This is a genomic window from Amycolatopsis sp. NPDC088138, assembly GCF_044741685.1.
In the GTDB taxonomy this organism is placed as follows: domain Bacteria; phylum Actinomycetota; class Actinomycetes; order Mycobacteriales; family Pseudonocardiaceae; genus Amycolatopsis.
Map to the genome: position 1 here is coordinate 1222227 of NZ_JBIUTB010000001.1, position 19753 is coordinate 1241979.

At 72.3% G+C, this 19753-nt stretch carries 3 protein-coding genes; 1 reads left to right on the forward strand and 2 read right to left on the reverse strand.

The window, feature by feature from the left end:
* Window positions 1-78: 78 nt before the first annotated feature.
* On the reverse strand, window positions 79-489 hold the full coding sequence (panD, locus tag ACIOD2_RS05635; protein ID WP_400534758.1) for an aspartate 1-decarboxylase: 411 nt from the start codon (window positions 487-489) through the stop codon (window positions 79-81).
* On the reverse strand, window positions 489-18578 hold the full coding sequence (locus ACIOD2_RS05640; RefSeq protein WP_400534759.1) for an amino acid adenylation domain-containing protein: 18090 nt from the start codon (window positions 18576-18578) through the stop codon (window positions 489-491). Before ACIOD2_RS05640 ends, panD begins: the two co-directional genes overlap by 1 nt.
* Before the next feature lie 136 nt (window positions 18579-18714).
* On the opposite strand from ACIOD2_RS05640, the gene ACIOD2_RS05645 reads away from it, so the two are divergent.
* Window positions 18715-19752 carry a FecCD family ABC transporter permease gene (locus tag ACIOD2_RS05645; RefSeq protein WP_400534760.1) on the forward strand — a complete coding sequence of 346 codons (1038 nt, stop codon included), beginning with the start codon at window positions 18715-18717 and terminating at the stop codon, window positions 19750-19752.
* The last annotated feature ends 1 nt before the right edge of the window (window position 19753 follow it).

Genomic DNA, 19753 nt, shown 5'->3' on the forward strand with positions numbered 1-19753 from the left:
CCTTATTTAGGTGAGCCTGCCAAAAGCAACCGTCGCGACCGACCTGTGTCCACCCCCACCTGTCCACCCCCACCTGCGTCAATTCCGGCCGGACAACTGCGCTTGCGCGCCAGGAACCGGCTCGGCCGGGTCGTGTCCCAGGTGGACCTGGCGGTTGCCGGCGTCGACGTGCACCACCCGCGGCCGGTGCGCGGCGCGCTCGGCCTCGTCGACCTGGGCGTAGGTGATGATGATGACCAGGTCGCCGGGGTGCACCAGGTGCGCGGCCGCGCCGTTGATCCCGATCACGCCGGTGCCGGGCTCGCCGGTGATCGCGTAGGTCTCCAGCCGGGCGCCGTTGGTGATGTCGACGATCTGCACCTGCTCGCCCTCGACGATGTCCGCGGCGGCCATCAGGTCGGCGTCGATGGTCAGCGACCCGACGTAGTGCAGGTCGGCCTGGGTCACCGTGGCGCGGTGGATCTTGGCGTTCATCAGGGTGCGCTGCATCAGTTTCCTCGCGTGTCGGTCAGCAGGGCGGCGAGCCCGGCCGCGGTGGGGGTACGGAAGAACTCGGCGATCGGGAGCTCGGTCCCGGTCCGTTCGGTGATCCGGTTGCGCAGGACCACGAGCAGCATCGAATGACCGCCGAGGGTGAACAGGTCGTCGTCGGCGCCCACGGCGTCGACGTCCAGCACCTCGGCGAACACTTCGCAGAGGGTCTTCTCCAGCGGCGTTTCCGGCGCCCGGCCGCGAGCCTCGAGATCCGGCACGGGCAGGGCCGCCCGGTCGAGCTTCCCGTTGGGCGTCACGGGGAACGCGTCCAGCGGGACGACCGCGGCGGGCACCATGTACTCCGGCAGCGAGCGGGCCACGAACTCCCGCAGCCGCGCGGGATCCGCGGACGCCGGTGTCGTGTACGCGACCAGCCGCTTGTCCCCCGGCCGGTCCTCGCGGACGATCACGAGCGCCTGTGCGACGTCCTCGTGGCGGGTCAGCGCCGTCTCGATCTCACCCGGCTCGATCCGGAAACCACGGATCTTCACCTGGTCGTCGGTGCGGCCGAGGTACTCGAGCTGCCCGTCCGGCCGCCAGCGCACCAGGTCGCCGGTGCGGTACATCCGCTCCCCCGGCGGCCCGAACGGGTCCGCGACGAACCGGTCCGCGGTCAGCGCCGGACGCTCGTGGTACCCACGGGCCAGCCCGGCACCGGCCAGGTACAGCTCGCCGGGCACGCCGGCCGGGACCGGGGTGAGGCCGCCGTCGAGAACGTACGCCCGGGCGTTGTGCACCGGACGGCCGACCACCGGCCGTTCGCTGTCCGCGACCCGGCCGACCAGAGCGTCCACTGTGGCCTCCGTCGGGCCGTACAGGTTGTACGCCTCGGTGCCCGGGAACGACCGCAGCTCCTCCCACAGCGACTGGGACACGGCCTCCCCGCCGACGCCGACCACACCCAGCGCGCACGAGCCGTCCTCGACGACGCCGGCCGCGGCCAGCTGCGCGAAGTGCGACGGCGTCAGCTCGAGGAAGTCGAGCCCGCGCTCGCGCACCACCGCGGCGAGCCGGTCCGGGTCGCGGCGGGTGTCCTCGTCGACGACGTGGACCTCGTGGCCGTCCAGCATCCACAGCTGCGGCTGCCAGGACGCGTCGAAGAAGAACGCCCACGCGTGCCCGACCCGCAGCCGCCGCCCGCCCGCCGCGGCGGCCGCCGGGCGGTAGAGCGTCTCGCGGTGGCTGTGGAACAGGTTCACCAGCCCCGCATGCGGGATCACGACGCCCTTGGGCTTGCCCGTGGAGCCGGACGTGTAGAGCACGTACGCCGGGTTGGCGGGTGACGGCGGGGTCAGCGCCGCGGCACTGTCCACGATGTCCTCAAGCAGGTCCTCGACGAACAGCACCCTCCCCTCGGGAACCCGGGAATCGAGGGCCCGCGTGGTCAGGACCAGCGAAGCCCCGGAGTCGGCGAGCACGGTCGCGATCCGGTCCGCCGGCTGGTCCGGATCCACCGGCAGATAGGCCGCGCCCGACTTGAACACGCCGAAAATCGCCTCGACGACCGCCGCCGACCGCGGCAGCACCAGCGCCACCACCCGCTCGAGCCCGGCACCGTGCGACACCAGCCATCGCGCGAGCCGGTCGGTCCGCGCGGCGAACTCGCGGAAGCTGACGCTCTCGTGCGCGTCGCTCAGCGCGGTCGCGTCCGGGGTCGCGGCCACCTGCGCGGCCAGCCGGTCGACGACTGTCGGCGCCGCCGTGGTCACCGGCGCGCCGGTGCCCCACTCGCCTAGGATCCGTTGCCGCTCAACGGGTTCCAGGATGTCGATCCGGCTCAGCGGCCGGTCCGGGTCGGCGACGACGGCGCTCATCAGCCGCACCAGGCGCTCGGTGAGCGTCCGGGCGGTCGGCTCGTCGAACAGGTCGAGGCTGAACTCGAGGTCACCCTCGATGCCGTCGGGCGTTTCGACCAGGTCGAAGGACAGGTCGAACTTCGCCTGCCGCAGCCCGGTGTCCCGGTAGGCCGCGTCGAGCCCGAGCAGCTTCTCCGGCTCGGAACCCGAGTGGTAGACCGCGAGCATGACCTGGAACAGCGGGTGCCGGGCCAGCGACCGGGCCGGGTTGAGCACCTCGACGAGGTGCTCGAACGGCAGGTCCTGGTGGGCGTACGCGGCCAGGTCGGCCTCGCGGACCCGCGCCAGCAGCTCGCGGAACGTCGGGTCGCCGCCGGTGTCCGTGCGCAGGACGAGCGTGTTGACGAAGAACCCGGCGAGGTCCTCCAGGGCGTGGTCCATCCGGCCGGCCACCGGGGTGCCCAGCGGGATGTCGGTGCCCGCGCCGAGCCGGGTCAGCAACGCCGCGAGGGTCGCCTGCAGCACCATGAACGTGCTGGTGTCGCTGCCGTGGGCGAGGTCGCGCAGGCCGCGGTGGACCTCACCCGGGACGGTGAACGGCACCGCCGCGCCACGGTTGGTCGAACGCGCCGGGCGCGGCCGGTCGGCCGGGAGCGCCAGCTCGTCCGGGATCCCGGCCAGGGTGCCGCGCCAGAACGCGGCTTGACGGCCGAGGAGGCTGTCCGGGTCGTCCGAGCGGCCGAACATCTCCCGCTGCCACAGCGTGTAGTCGGCGTACTGCACCGGCAACGGCATCCATTGTGGACGTTCCCCCCGCAGGCGCGCGGCGTACGCGGTGTCGAGGTCCCGCTTCAACGGCGGCAGCGACCAGCCGTCACCGGCGATGTGGTGCACCAGCAGCACGAACACGTGCCGCTCGGGTCCGGCGGACACCAGCGTGGCCCGGACCGGGATCTCGGCGTCGAGGGTGAAGCAGTAACCCGCCGCGGCGGTGACGCGCTCGTCGAGGTCTCCTGCCGTTTCCGTGATCAGCACCGGCCGGGCGCGGGCGTCACTCACCTCCAGGACGATCTGGCTGGGCGTGCCGTGCTCCTCGACCAGGATCGTGCGGAGGATCTCGTGGCGGGCCACGACATCGCCGAGCGCTGTCCGCAGCGCGCCGACATCGACCGGTCCGGTCAGCTCCCACGCCCACGGGATGTTGTAGGTCGCGCTCAACCCGTCGAGGCGGTCGAGGAACCACAGCCGCTGCTGGGCGAACGACAGCGGCAGCACCTCGGGACGGTCCGCCGGGACCAGCGCGGGACGGCTCTGCCGGCCAGGGTCGAGCAGCCGAGCCAGGCGGGCCGGGGTCGGGGCGTCGAACACCGCGCGAATCGGGACCTCGACGCCCAGCAGCGCGCGGATGCGGCTGACCAGCCGGGTCGCCAGCAGCGAATGCCCACCGAGAGCGAAGAACCCGTCATCCGCGCCGACGTGCTCGACGCCGAGGACGTCCGCGAAGAGGTCGCACAGGGCTTGTTCGGCCGGGGTCCGCGCGATCCGCCCCGAGGCCCGGACCTCGGGGTCGGGCAGCGCGGCTCGGTCGAGCTTGCCGTTGGCGTTCACCGGCAACTCGGGCAGCACGACGATCGCCGACGGCACCATGTACTCCGGCAGCCGCGCGGTCGACGACGCGCGCAGCGCGGCCGGGTCACCGGCCGGTGCGACATAGGCGACCAAGCGGTTGCCGCGGGCGATGACGACCGCGCGGGCCACCGACGGGTCGGCCGTCAGCACGGCTTCGACCTCACCCGGCTCCACCCGGAACCCGCGGATCTTGATCTGCTGGTCGGCGCGGCCGAGGAACTCCAGCGCGCCGTCCGGACGCCGCCGGACCAGGTCGCCGGTGCGGTACATCCGCTCTCCTGGCTCGAACGGCGAGGCCACGAACCGTTCCGCACTCAGCGCCGGACGGCCGAGATAACCTCGGGCCAGCCCGGCCCCGGCCAGGTACAACTCGCCTCGCACACCGTGCGGCACCGGCCGCAGCGCGGCGTCGAGGACGTACGCGCGGGTGTTCGCGACGGGCCGGCCGATCGCCACGGGCCCGCAGACCTGCGCCAGGCTGTCCCCCGCGACTTCCGAGCAGCCGTACAGGTTCACCAGTTTCGCCGACGGCCACCGCCGCGCCACCTTCTCGGCGAGGGCCGGGGAAAGCGGCTCACCACTGGTGATCCAGGTGGTCACGGAGTCGACGGGAGTGTCTTCCACGAAGGTGTCGAGCAGGCTGGGCACGACGGTCAGCACCTGGGCGCCGCTGCGGCGCACCAGTTCGGCGAGGGCGTGCGGGTCGGTGGCCGTGACGTCGTCGGCGAGGACCACCGGGTCACCCGCGACGAGGCCGCCGAGCAGCTCGGTCGAGCCGTCGATGAACGTCAGCGCGCTCTTCGCCACGCGCACACCCCGGGCGAGGTCACGGCCCCAGTGCAGGCGGTTCGCGAGCGCGAGCTGGGTGCCCGCGACCGCCTTCGGGCGTCCGGTCGAGCCGGACGTGAAGATCACGTACGCCGGGTTGCCCGGGCTGATCACCGGCCATGCGGCCGGTTCGGCGGCGGTCTCGTCCGGCCGCACCAGGCGATCACCGAAGCCGTCGTGGGCGACGACCAGGTGCGGTGCGGCGTCGGTGAGCATCAGCTCGACGCGTTCGGCCGGGTGGTTCAGGTCCAGGGGCAGGTACGCGGCGCCGGTCTTGAGCACCGCGACGAGCGCGGTGACCAGCTCGACCGACCGCGGCAACGCAACGGCGACCACCTTCTCCGGACCCGCACCCCGGGCGAGGAGCGCGCGAGCCAGTGCCGTCGCCCGGGTGTCCAGCTCGGCGTACGTCAAGCGCTCGTCGCCGAACACCAGCGCGGTCGCATCTGGGGTCCGGGCCACCTGGGCGGCGAACAGCTCCGCGGTCGACTCCGCGGGCAGCGGAGTCGCGGGATCGGCGGCGAGCTGGTCGTGCTCGGCGTCGGTGAGCAGGTCGATCGCGCCGATCCGGGTGTCCGGGCCGGCGACGGCCGCGCGCAGCAACGCTTGGAGCCGCCTGAGGATCGTCTCCACGGTCGTGCGGTCGAAGACGTCGCTGTTGTACTCGGCCGTGCCGCGGATGCCGGTCTGGTTGCCGGGCCGCTCGCCGACGAAGAACACCAGGTCGGCGCGGGCGGTGCCGGTGCGGATCGGCTCCTCCTCGACGGTCAGGCCGGGCAGGCCGAGGTCGGCGACGGCGTTGTTCTGCCAGGCGAGCATCGTCTGGAACAACGGCGCGTACGCCAGCGAGCGGGTCGGGTTGAGCGCCTCCACCAGGCGTTCGAACGGGACGTCCTGGTGCGCGTACGCGTCGAGGCTGCGGTCGCGCACCCGGGCGACCAGGTCGCGGAACGTCGGGTCGCCGTCGGTGCCGACGCGCAGCACCAGGGTGTTGACGAAGAACCCGACGAGGTCGTCGAGGGCCTGGTCGGTGCGGCCGGCGATGGACGTGCCGATCGGGACGTCGGTGCCCGCGCCGAGCCGCGTGAGGACGGCGGTGAGCCCGGCGTGCACAACCATGAACACGCTGGCGCCACACGCGCGGGCCAGGTCGACGAGTCCACTGTGGAGGTCGGCGTCCCAGCCGAACGAGAACTGTTCACCCTGGTAGGACGCCTCCGCCGGATGCGGCCGGTCGGTCGGCAGCTCGATCCGCTCGGGCAGGTCCGCGAGGGCCTCGCGCCAGTAGGCCAGCTGCGGTTCGATCACCTGCTCGCCGAGGACGTCCCGCTGCCAGAGCGTGTAGTCCGCGTACTGCACCGGCAACGGCGTCCACTCGGGACGCTCACCGCCGCGGCGGGCGGTGTAGGCCGTGGCGAGGTCGCGCCACAGCGGCGCGGTCGACCAGCCGTCCGAGGCGATGTGGTGGAACACCAGCACCAGGGCGTGCTCGTGGGCACCCAGTCGCAGCAGTTCCGCCCGCAACGGGACTTCCGACTCAAGCTCGAACACCGTGCGGGCCACTTCGGACACCGCGTCGGCGAGCGTGGTTTCGTTGACCTCGCGGGTGTGCAGCGGGATGATGACGTCGTCGAGGACCTGCTGCCGCGCCTCGCCGTCGACCTCCGGGAACACGGTCCGCAGGGCTTCGTGCCGTTCGACCACATCGGACAGTGCGGCCTGCAACGCCGTGACGTCGAGGTCGCCGGTGAGCCGGACTGCGGTCGGCATGTTGTACGTCGCCGACGGGCCCTCCAGCCGGTGCAGGAACCACAGCCGCTGCTGGGCGAACGACAGCGGCAGCGCGCCGGGCCGCGGGTCGGCGTGCACCAGGGCGGGCCGGGCGACCGACGAGTCCATCGTGGACAGCAAGGCGGCGAGCCCGGCCACGGTCGGCGTCTCGAACACCGACCGCACCTGCAGCTCGACGCCGAACACCGCCCGCACCCGGGCGACGAGACGCGTCGCCATCAACGAGTGGCCGCCGAGGGCGAAGAAGTCGTCGTCGACGCCGATCGAGGCCGCGTCCAGGACCTCGGCGAAGAGCCCGCACAGGACTTCCTCGACCGGGGTGCGCGGGGCGCGTCCGGCGGTGGCTTCCTGCTTGTCCGGGCTCGGCAGGGCACGGCGGTCGAGCTTGCCGGAGGCGAGCAGGGGCAGCCGGTCCAGCACGACGAACGCCGACGGCACCATGTACTGCGGCAGCCGGTCGCGGACGTGCGCCCGCAGCGCCGTCACCAGCGCACTCGTGTCGCGCTGGCCCGCGGGATGGTTGCCCAGGGTGCCCAAAGCAGCCCGGACCGGCCGCGAACGGTGGATCCGTACCGGCTCGCCGGTGGTGAACACGACCTCCAGCGCGCTCTCCTGTGTGGTGACGGTCGGATACACCCGGAAGCCCAAGCGCGCGCCCAGTTCCTGCAGCGTCTCGGGGTCCATTCCGGACGGCTCACCGTCCAAAGCGGACAGAGCTGCGTCCGCGTCCCCTGAGGCCAATGCCGCGACGGCGGCCAGCTCGACTGACAACCGGGCGTTTGGCACACCGGTGACCCGCAGCCGCGCGGGATGCTCGGTCAGCAGCCGCTCCAGCTCGGCCACGGACTCGAACGTGACGACGTTCTCGTCGACCGGGGCCGGTTTCGGCCCCTTCCGCAGCACGACGTCGTAGCGGTGCCGGGTCAGCTCGTTGTGCGCCTGGCCGCGCTTGAACCACAGGTCGACGTCGTCGAAGCCGTCCAGCTCGCGGGCCACCGCCGTGAAGAAGTCCGGGTCGAGCACGAGTTCGCCGTCGCGGGCGATCGCCTGGTCCACCGCGGCGGTGGTCCGGCGGCCGTGCCGCAGCTCGGTCGCCGTGCGGAACGCCCGCAGCGACCGCAGGTTCCGGATGTCCCCGAGGAAGAGCACCCCGCCGGGCCGGACGCGCGCGGCGGCGGTCCGGATGACCTCGGCGAGGTAGTCGACGCTCGGGAAGTACTGCGCGACCGAGTTGATGATCACGGTGTCGAACGGCTCGTCCGGCAGCTCGCCCAGGTTGTGCGCCGGCCGGGCCGCGACGTGCACCTTGCCGGCCAGGTCCGGCCGTCCGGCCAGCTCGCGGCGCAGGTTGGCGATCGCCTTCTCGGACAGGTCGACGCCCCAGTACGCCTCGGCATCCGGCGCGATCCTCGACAGAATGAGCCCGGACCCGACACCGATCTCGAGCACGCGCTTCGGCTGCAGCGCCTGGATGCGCTCGATCGTCGCCGTGTGCCACTCGCGCATCTCGCCGAGGGGGATTTCCGAGCCGTCGTAACTGGAGTTCCAGCCGGTGAAGTTCTCCTCGAACCCGCCCGAGGCCGCGTCGTCGAAGACGTTCTCGTGCAGCTCACGCCACTCGCCGACGTGGTCCAGCTCGGCCTCTTCGTCGCGGCTCGCGGCCGGGACGGCGTAGGCGATGAGCCGCCCGTCCTGCGCGAGCACAACGGACTGGGCGACGGCCGGGTGCTCGGTGATGACGGCTTCGATCTCACCCGGCTCGATCCGGTAACCGCGGATCTTGACCTGGTCGTCGGCCCGGCCCAGGAAGACGAGACGCCCATCCGGCAGCCATTTGACCAGGTCACCGGTGCGGTAGAGCCGTCCACCGCGACCGAACGGATCGGCCACGAACCGTTCCGACGTCAGCCCGGCACGGCCCAGGTAGCCGCGGGCCAGGCCCGAACCGGCGAGGTACAGCTCCCCCACCACGCCGGGCGGGACCGGCCGCAGCCCGGCGTCCAGCACGTACGCGCGGGTGCCCGGGTCGGGGATGCCGATGGGCACGACCGTCGCGTCGGCCAGTTCGACCGGGTCGCTCTCGCCGAGGGTCGAGTTGGTGGTCGCCTCGGTCGGCCCGTAGGCGTTGAACATCCGGCGGCCCGGCGCCCACCGCCGCACCAGCTCCGGCGACACGCGCTCGGTGCCCGCAAGCAGGACGCTGTCACGCGGCAGATCACAGTCCTCCGGCATCGCGTCGAGCAGTGCGGGCGGGAGGATCATGAAGTCCGCGCCGTGCTCGTGCACGTATTCGGTCAGGGCGGGCCCGGCGACCCGGCGCTCGGCCGGGACGACGATCAGCCGTCCACCGGAGAGCAGGCCGAGGCAGAGGTCCCAGAAGGCGACGTCGAAGCTCGGCGACGCGAACTGCAGGACCCGGCTGTGCGGCCCGATCCCGAACCGCTCGACCTGCGTCGCGACGAGCTTGGCGACGCCGGAGTGCTGCAGCACCACACCCTTGGGACGACCGGACGAGCCGGACGTGTAGATCACGTACGCCGCGTTCTCGGGTTTCACCGGCACGGCCGGATCCACAGTGGACATCGTGGGCAAGTCGTCCAGGAGCACACGCGGGACGTCCGCGGGCAGCTTGCCGTCGATCTCGCGGGTGGTCACCACGCACACCGGCGCGGCGTCGGAGACCATGAACGCGATCCGGTCGCCCGGGTAGTCGACGTCGATCGGCAGGTAGGCCGCACCCGCCTTGAGCACGGCCACCTCCGCGACGATCATCTCGACCGACCGCGGCACGGCCAGCGCGACGACCTTCTCCAACCCGGCGCCGCGCTCGATCAGCAGGTTGGCGAGCTGGTTGGCCCGCGCGTCGAGTTCGGCGTAGGTCAGCTCGACGTCCTCGAAGACCAGCGCCACGGCGTCCGGAGCCTCCCGGACGCTCTGGGCGAACATCCCGGGGAACGTCTCCGTCCCCGCCGGTTCAAGGGACCCGGCCCAGCGGGTCAGGACCAGGTCGCGTTCGTCGCCCGCGAGGAGGTCCAGTCCGCCGACCGCGCGGTCCGGCTCGGCCAGGGCCGCGCGCAGCAGGACTTCGAGGCGGCGAAGGATCGCGTCGGCGCCCGGGTGGTCGAAGACGTCCGCGTTGAACTCCAGGACCCCCGCGATCCCGTCTTCCCGCTCGGTCAGCGAAATCGACAGGTCGAACTTGGACGTCCCGGTCGTCACCGGGATCTCGGTGACGGTCAGGCCGGGCAGCGTGACCTCGGCGCGGGTGTTGTTCTGCCCGGCGATCATCACCTGGAACAGCGGGTGGTACGACAGCGACCGTGCCGGGTTGAGCACCTCGACCAGGCGCTCGAACGGGACGTCCTGGTGGGCGTACGCGTCGAGGTTGCGCTCGCGGACGCGGCCGACCAGGTCGCGGAACGTCGGCTCGCCCGCGGTGTCGACGCGCAGGACCAGGGTGTTGACGAAGAACCCGACGAGGTCGTCGAGGGCCTGGTCGGTGCGGCCGGCGATCGGAGAGCCGATCGGGACGTCCGTGCCCGCGCCCAGCCGCGTCAGCAGCGCGGCGAGGGCGGCGTGGACGACCATGAACACGCTGGCGCCGCACTCGCGGGCCAGTGTGGACAGTCCGGTGTGGAGGTCGGCCTCCCAGGTGAACGTGTGCAGCTCGCCGCGGAAGGTCGCCTTCGCCGGGTGCGGCCGGTCCAGAGGCAGCTCGATCCGGTCGGGCAGTCCGTCGAGGGTGTCGCGCCAGTAGTCGAGCTGGGCGGACAGCACGCTATCCGGGTCGTCCTCGCGGCCGAGCAGATCCTGTTGCCACAGCGTGTAGTCCGCGTACTGCACAGGCAACGGCATCCACTGTGGACGCTCACCGGAGCGGCGAGCGGCGTAGGCCGTCGCGATGTCCTGCCATAGCGGTGCCATCGACCAGCCGTCGGAGGCGATGTGGTGGAACACAAGCGCCAGCACGTGCTCGTCGTCGGCCAGGCGCAGCAGTGCCACGCGCATCGGCGCGTGCTGTTCGAGGTCGAACGAGCCCCGGACCAGACCGGTCAACGCGCTGTCGAGGTCGGTGACCTCGTGTACCGGCAGATCGACCTCGGCCGCCGGGAGGATGTCCTGGTACGGGACGCCGTCGTGCTGCGGGAACCGGGTCCGCAGCGCCTCGTGGCGGGCGACCACATCGGACAGTGCGGCGCGCAGGGCGTCGACGTCGAGGTCGCCGTCGAGGCACATGATCAGCGGCACGTTGTAGGTGGCGGACGGGCCTTCGAGGTGGTGCAGGAACCACAACCGCTGCTGGGCGCCCGACAGTGGCACCAGAGCGGGCCGCTCGACCGGGACCAGCGGCGGCCGGGCGGGGCCGCTGCCGGCGGAGATCAGCTCGGCCAGGCCCGCGGCCGTCGGCGTCTCGAACACCGAGCGGACTTCCAGCTCGGCGTTCAGGGTCGTACGGATCCGGGCGATGAGCCGGGTGGCCAGCAGGGAATGGCCGCCGAGGGTGAAGAAGCTGTCGTCCGGTCCGACGCGCGGCAGGCCGAGGACGTCGGCGAACAGCTCGCACAGCTGCCGTTCGACCGGGGTGCGCGGCTCGCGGTCGGACGTCGGCGCGACCGGGTCCGGCGAGGGCAGGGCGCGGCGGTCGAGCTTGCCGTTGGCCGTCACCGGCAGCGCGTCGAGCACGACGATCGCCGACGGCACCATGTGCTCGGGCAGGCTTTCGGCGGCCAGCGCGCGCAGGTCGGCGGACAGGGTGCTGATCCGGCGGAAGCGACCGGGGTTGCCGGTGTAGGACAGCAGCGGCTCCGACCCGGGCCGGAAGGCGCCCGCCACCGAGCCGGTCGTGAACAGGACGTCGACCGAGCCGTCACCTTCGGCCGACCAGGTGACGGCCGTGGTGTACCCGTGGGCGTCACCCAGGTCGTACCAGTCCTGCGGGTTGACGCCGTCGGTGCTGCGGCCGTTCGGCACGCCGTTGATCCGGACACCACCGTCGAGTTCGACGTCGTCCACTGAGGACACGTCTGTGCCCCACGTCAGCGTCTCGACCGCCGGCGCCTCGACGGGTGTCGTATGGAGGACGACGTCGTAGCGGAACTGGGTCAGTTCGTTGACCCCGCGGCCGCGCTTGACCCGGATGTCCGCGGTGACGCCCTCCAGTCCGGCAAAGAACTCCGGTGCGACGAGGAGTTCCTTCTCCCGCAACAAAGCCTGCTCGACGTCTCCCCCGCGCTGCCGGGCGACCTCGGTGTGGAACGCCCGCACCTGGCGCAGGTCGCGGACGTCGCCGACGAACACGGTCCCACCCGGAGCCAGCAGGCCGATCGCCTTGTCCAAGACGTCCAGGAGATAGGTCCCGCTCGGGAAGTACTGGACGACCGAGTTGAGCACGATCGTGTCGAAGTACCCGGCCGGCAACCCGGTGACGTCGGCGGCGTCGCCGGTCCGCAGCTCGACGCGGTCCGCGAGCGCCGGATCGGCGGCGACCCGGCGGCCGAGCGACGCGATGACCTCGGCGGAGAAGTCCGTGCCCCAGTAGGTCTCGCAGTGCGGGGCCAGCTCGGTCAGCAGCAGGCCGGTGCCGACGCCGAGTTCCAGCACCCGCCGCGGCCGCGTCTCGCGGATCCGCGTGACGATGGCGTCGCGCCACTCCCGCATCTCGTCCCGCGGGATCGGCTCGCCGGTGTAGCTGGAGTTCCAGCCTTCGAACTCGTCGGTGGCGCCGGAGTACATCGAGTCGTACAGCTCACGCCACTCGCCGACCTGCTCGGTCTCGTCGGTGGCCGACGCGGGCGTCTCGGCGGGCACGACGTAGCCGACCAGGCGGACGTCGCCCGGCCGGTCCTCCCGGGCGACGACCACGGCGTGGGCGACGTCGTCGTGCGCGGCCAGGGTCGCGGCGATCTCGCCGGGCTCGACGCGGAAGCCGCGGATCTTGATCTGCTCGTCGCCGCGGCCGAGGAACTCGAGGACGCCGTCAGTGCGGAACCGGGCGACGTCACCGGTGCGATACATCCGCGAACCCGGCTCGCCGTAGGGGTCGGCGACGAAGCGTTCCGCGCTCAACCCGGGTCGTCCCAGGTAACCGCGGGCGAGCTGGACACCGGCGAGGTACAGCTCACCCGGCGTGCCCGGCGGCACCGGCCGCAGGCCCGCGTCGAGCACGTAGGTCCGGGTGTTCCACACCGGACGTCCGATCGGGACAGTCGTCTCGACGGCCGAGGTGCGCCAAGACGTGACGTCGACCGAGGCTTCGGTCGGGCCGTAGAGGTTGTGCAGCTCCGCGTCCAAGACCTGCCCGAACCGCGTGACGGCCTCGGGCGGCAGTGCCTCACCGCTGCACAGGACCCGGCGCAGGCTCGTGCACTCCCCCGCGGCCGGCTCCTGGAGGAAGACCTGGAGCATCGACGGGACGAAGTGGACGGTCGTGACGTCGTGCTCGCGGATCAGCCGCGCGAGGTAGGCCGGGTCCTTGTGGCCGTCGGGCCGGGCCACGACCTCGGTGGCGCCGGTCAGCAGCGGCCAGAGGAACTCCCAGACCGAGACGTCGAAACTGGACGGCGTCTTCTGCAGCACCCGATCGTCGCTGGTCAGGCCGTATTCGTGCTGCATCCACAGCAGACGGTTGACGATGCCCGCGTGCGGCACGACCACACCCTTGGGCCGGCCGGTGGAGCCGGAGGTGTAGATGACGTAGGCCGGGTTCTCGGGCCGCAGGTCGACGTCCGGGGCCTTGGCCGGGAACCCGGCCGCCGTCACGGGTTCGTCCAGGTGCAGCGCGCCGGGGAGAGCGGTCTCCGTCGTGGCCAGGACCAGCGCCGGCTGGGCGTCTTCGAGCATGAAGGCGATCCGGTCGGCCGGGTAGCCCGGGTCGAGCGGCAGGTAGGCGGCCCCCGCCTTGAGCACGGCGAGGATAGCGGTGACCAGGTGCGTCGAGCGCGGCAGCGCGAGGGCGACCACCTTCTCGGGGCCGGCACCGCGGGCGACGAGGGCCTGGGCGAGGCGGTTCGACGCGGCGTCCAGCTCGGCGTAGGTGAGCCGTTCGTCCTCGAAGACCAGCGCCGGGTGGTCGGGTGTCCGCGCGACCTGCGCGGCGAACAGCTCGGGCACGGTGAACGCCGGAACGTCCTCGACGGCACCCGACCAGACGGCGTCGAGGCCGTCACGCTCGGCCGGGGTGAGGACGTCCAGGGAGCCGAGACGGCGATCCGGAGCCGAAACCACTTGGCGCAGCAGGACTTCCAGGCGCGCGAGGATGGCGTCCACAGTAGACCGGTCGAAGACCTCGGCGTTGAACTCGGCCTGGCCGCTGATGCCGTCGGCGTGCTCGGTGAGGGAGAACCAGAGGTCGAACTTCGACGTGCCGGTGCCGACCGGCTGCTCCGTGACGGTCAGGCCGGGCAGCTCGACGCCCGAGCCCGGCGTGTTCTGCCAGGCGAGCATGGTCTGGAACAGCGGGTGGTGCGCCAGCGACCGTGCCGGGTTCAGCGCCTCGACCAGGCGCTCGAACGGGACGTCCTGGTGGGCGTACGCGTCGAGGCTGCGCTCCCGGACCCGCGCGACGAGGTCGCGGAACGTCGGGTCGCCGCCGGTGTCGACGCGCAGGACCAGGGTGTTGACGAAGAACCCGACGAGGTCGTCCAGCGCCGGGTCGGTGCGCCCGGCGATCGGCGTGCCGATCGGGATGTCGGTGCCCCCGCCGAGGCGCGACAGCAGCGCGGTCAGTCCCGCGTGGACGACCATGAATGGGCTGGCGCCGCACGCCCGGGCGAGGTCCGCGAGTCCGGTTCGGAGCCCGGCGTCCCAGCCGAAGGTGAAGAACCCGCCGCGGTAGGCGGACACGGCCGGGTGCGGCCGGTCGAGCGGGAGGCTGATCCGCTCGGGCAGGTCGCGCAGGGTCGCGCGCCAGTAGTCGAGCTGGGCGGCCTCCTCGGTGGCGAGGAGTTCGCGCTGCCAGAGCGTGTAGTCGGCGTACTGGACCGGCAACGGCGTCCACTGGGGATCTTCACCCTGCCGACGCGCGCCGTACGCCGTGGCGATGTCACGCCAGAGCGGCGAGAGCGACCAGCCGTCGGCGGCGATGTGGTGGATGACCAGGACCAGGACGTGCCGGCGCGGATCGATCGTCAGCAGCTCGGCGCGGACGGGAACGCCGGCGCCGAGGTCGAAGACCGCGCGCACGAGAGCGTCCACAGTGGAGTCCACTGCGGACTCGGCGACCGTCCGGACCGCCAGGTCGACGTCCCCGGCGGGCAGGACCTGCTGGTAGGCCACGCCGTCCACGACCGGGAAGACGGTCCGCAGCGCCTCGTGGCGGCCGAGCACGTCGTGCAACGCGGTCCGCAGCGCCTCGACGTCCAGCTCACCGGACAGCCGCATGACGAGCGGGACGTTGTAGGTCGCCGACCCGCCTTCCAGACCGTGCAAGAACCAGAGCCGCTGCTGCGCGAACGACAGCGGCAGCCGCTCCGGCCGCTCCTCGACGCGTTCCAGCGGACGTCGTTGGGTGCCCGACACCGCGCCGGACAACAGGTCCGCGAGGGCGGCGACGGTTGGCGCGTCGAAGACCGCGCGCACCGGGATGTCGGCACCGACGGCCGCGCGGATGCGCTGGATCAGCCTGGTCGCCATCAGGGAGTGCCCGCCGAGGGCGAAGAAGTCGTCGTCCGGTCCGACGCGCGGCACGCCGAGGACGTCGGCGAACAGCTCGCACAGCAGCTGCTCGACGGGGTTGCGGGGCGCGCGGCCCGGCCCGGCGGTGAACCGCTCCGGCGCCGGGAGCGCCTTGCGGTCCAGCTTGCCCGAAGCCAGCACCGGCAGCTTGTCGAGCACGACGAACGCCGTGGGCACCATGTACTGCGGCAACCGGTCCCGGACGTGCGAACGCAGGGAGGCGACCAGCGCACCGGTCTCCCGGCGCGCGGCCGGGTTGTTGGCGTAGGACGCCGGGGCACCCGTGCCCCGCACCGGGCGGTAGGCCGCGTCCGGCGCGGAGCGACTGAAGACGGCCTCCAGCTCACCGGCCGCGGCGGGCGTGACCGCGACGCGGTATCCGGCCCGCTCGGCGAGCCGGTGCAGGTCCTCCGGGTCGACGCCGTCACGGCGTGCCAGAGAAGCCAGCGCAGCCGTCGCGTCACCCTCGTCGAGCGCGCGGACGGCGGCGAGTTCACCGGAAAGCCGCGCGTCCGGCACGCCGGTGACACGCAGCCGCTCCGGCGTCTCGGCGGCCAGGAACCCTTCCACCGCCGCGAGATCACCGAACGCGATGACCTGCTCTTCGGCCGGTGACGGCCGTGGTGCCTTGCGCAGGACGACGTCGTAGCGGTGCCGCGTCAGCTCGTTGTGCGCGTCACCGCGCTTGACCCACAGGTCGACGTCGTCGAAGCCGTCGAGGCCCCGGGCCAGCGCCGGGAAGAAGTCCGGGTCGAGGACGAGTTCGCCTTCACGGGCGATCGCCTGGTCCACCGCGGCGACGTCACCGCGGTCGTGCCACAGCTCGACGGCCGTGCGGAACGCGCGCAGCGAGCGGAGGTTGCGGATGTCGCCGAGGAAGATCGAGCCACCCGGGGCGAGGAGCCCGGCGGCGGTCCGGACGACCTCGGCGAGGTAGTCCGCGCTCGGGAAGTACTGGGCGACCGAGTTGACGATCACCGTGTCGAACGGCTCGGCCGGCAGCTCGCCGAGGTCGTGCGCGGGCCGCGCGGCGAGGTGGACCTTGCCGGCCAGCTCGGGCATCGCGGCGACCTCGCGCCGGACGTTCTCGACGGCGCTCTCGGAAAGGTCGACACCCCAGTAGGTTTCGGCGTCGGGGGCGATCCGGGAGAGGATGAGCCCGCTGCCGACGCCGATCTCCAGGACCCGCTTGGGCCGCAGCGCGCGGATGCGCTCGATCGTCGCCGCGTGCCACTCGCGCATCTCGTCGAGGGGGAGGTCCGAGCCGTCGTAGCTGGAGTTCCAGCCGGCGAAGTTCTCCTCGATGCCGGTGGAGCCGGCGAGCATCTCCTCGTGGACGTCGTGCCATTCGGCGACGTGCCCCTGTTCGGACGCGCGGTCCGGGACCGGCACGGCGTAGGCGTACAGGTGTCCGTCCTGCGCGACGACGACCGACTGGGCGACGCGCGGGTGCTCGGCCAGCACGGACTCGATCTCGCCGAGTTCGATGCGGTAGCCGCGGATCTTGACCTGGTCGTCGGCCCGGCCCAGGAACACCAGACGGCCGTCCGGCAGCCATTTCACCAGGTCACCGGTGCGGTAGAGCCGTCCGCCCGAGCCGAACGGGTCGGCCACGAACCGCTCCGACGTCAGCGCGGCCCGGCCGAGGTACCCGCGGGCCAGGCCGGAACCGGCGAGGTACAGCTCCCCCACCACGCCGACCGGCACGGGCGCGAGGAACGCGTCGAGCACGTACGCGCGGGTGCCGGGGTCCGGGACGCCGATCGGCACGGCCGAGCCCGGCGTGATCTCCGGGTCGCAGAGCCCGAGCGTCGAGTTGGTCGTGGCCTCGGTCGGGCCGTAGGCGTTGAACATCCGGCGGCCCGGCGCCCACCGCCGCACCAGTTCCGGCGACACACGTTCGGTGCCGGCCAGCAGGACGCTGTCGCGCGGCAGCTCGCAGTCCTCGGGGAACTCGGCGAGCAGCGCCGGCGGAAGGATCATGAAGTCGGCGCCGTGCGCGTTCGCGTAGTCGGCCAGCTCGGGGCCGGGCACGCGCCGTTCGGCCGGGACGACCACGAGGCGTCCGCCGGAGAGCAGGCCGAGGCAGAGGTCCCAGAAGGCGACGTCGAAACTCGGCGACGCGAACTGCAGCACCCGGCTCTGCGGGCCGATCCCGAACCGCTGGGTCTGCGTCGCGACCAGCTTCGCGACACCCGCGTGGGACACCACGACACCCTTGGGGCGTCCGGTGGAGCCGGACGTGTAGATGACGTAGGCCGCGTTGGCGGGGACGATCGCCGCGCCCGGGTCCGTCGCCGGCGCGTCGTCCAGGGAGATCTCGTCGAGGAGCAGGACGTCACCGTCGAACCGGTCGGCCAGCTCGCTCGTGGTCACCACGCACACCGGACCGGCGTCGGCGACCATGAACGTGATCCGCTCGGCCGGGTAGTCCTGGTCCAGCGGCAGGTACGCGGCGCCGGCCTTGAGCACGGCCAGCTCCGCCACGATCATCTCGACCGACCGCGGCACGGCCAGCGCGACCACCCGCTCGGGCCCGGCGCCACGGCCGATGAGGACGTGCGCGAGCCGGTTCGCCCGCGCGTCGAGGTCGGCGTAGGTGACCTCGACGTCCTCGAAAACCAGCGCGACCGAATCGGGTGCCTCGCGGACGCGGGCGGCGAACAGCTCCGGCAACGTCGACAACGGCGTGTCGAGGTCGGTGTCGTTCCACTCCTCGAGCATCCGGCGCAGTTCCGGCTCCGGCACCAGGTCCAGTCGCGCGACCGGCCACTGTGGATGTTCCAGGGCGGCGACCAGGAGGTGCTCGAGGTGGCCGAGCATGCGGTCCACAGTGGACTCGTCGAGGACGTCGGCGCGGTAGCGCACACCGCCGGTGGTCAGGTTCAGGTCCAGCGGCTGGTCCGTCTCGGCGCCGAAGCCGACGTTGACGAGCACCGATCCCCCACGCCCGGGCTCGGGCTGCAGCTCGGCGACGAGGTCACCGAATGGAACCTGGTGCGCCAACGCCGCTTCACGCGCCGCGCGCACGCGCTCGACCACTTCGGCGAACCCGGGCGAACCCCCCAGGTCGACCCGCACCGGCACCAGCGCGCCGATACCGACGACCACGTCCGAGGTTCCCGCGTACCGGGCCAGCAGCACCGTGAACGCCGCCAGCAACGTCAGCTCGTCGACCGCCGGGGACGACCAGGTCAGCCGAGCCGGAACGGGCTCGGCCGGGTACGGGCGGTCGACCGGCAACGGCAGTTCCTTCGGCGCCGACGCGAGGCGATCACGCCAGAAACCGAGGTCCGCGACCTGCTGCACAGCGTCACCGTTGCTCACCGGTAGACCAGCCTCCCGCTGCTAACGGCACCCCGATCGGGGTGCGAACTTAGGTGAACCTAACAAACCGAGGGTAAGGATGCACTCCTGTACCATCGGTTAGCCTTACCTAAAATTGGTACCAGTCGGAGGTGCGGTGCGAACAGACCCCGGAGGTATCGCTCTCACGCGACGCCCGCCACACACGGGCCGCGCGATCGGTTTCCTCGCCGCCCTCGCGGTCCTCGTTCTGCTGTGCCTGCTGAGCGTCTGGCTGGGTTCGAAGGAGATCTCGTTCGGCGCCGTCTGGCAGGTGCTGTGGCACGACGACGGCTCCGCGGACGCCGTGATCATCCACAGTGTCCGCATGCCGCGGACGCTCCTCGCGGTGCTGGTGGGCGCCGGTCTCGGCCTCGCCGGCTGCGTGATGCAGGCGCTGACGCGCAACCCGCTGGCCGACCCGGGCCTGCTCGGGGTCAGCGCCGGGGCCGCGTTCGCCATCGTGTTCTCGATCACCGTGCTCGGCGTCAGCTCCGCCTACGGCTACATCTGGTTCGCCTTCGCCGGAGCGCTGGCCGCCACGACCGTCGTCTACTTCCTCGGGACGCGCGGCCGGGCCGGGTCCAGCCCGGTGAAGCTCGCGCTCGCCGGAGCCGCCGTCACGGCGTTGCTCGCCTCGTTCACCAGCGCGATGGTCCTGTCGGACCCGGTGGCCCTCAACCGCTACCGCTTCTGGTCCGCGGGCTCGCTCGCCGGCGTCGACAGCTCCGCGTTGCTGCAGGTCCTGCCGTTCCTCGTGATCGGCGTGGTGCTGGCGATCTCGAGCGGACCGGCGCTGAACAGCCTCGCGCTCGGCGACGACGTCGCGATCGCGCTCGGCCGCAAGCTCGGCCCGCTGCGGCTGCGCGGCGCGCTGGCGATCACCTTGCTGACCGGCGCGGCCGTCGCCGTCGCCGGGCCGATCGTGTTCCTCGGCCTGATCGTCCCGCACGCCGTGCGGTTCGTCATCGGCCCGGACCACCGCTGGCTGCTGCCCTACACCGCGGTGCTCGCGCCCTGCCTGCTGCTGGCCGCCGACATCCTCGGCCGGATCCTGGCGCGGCCCAGCGAGATCCGGGCCGGGGTGATCGTCGCGTTCCTCGGCGCGCCGTTCTTCATCTACCTGGTCCGCCGACGCAAGCTCGCGGAGACCTGAC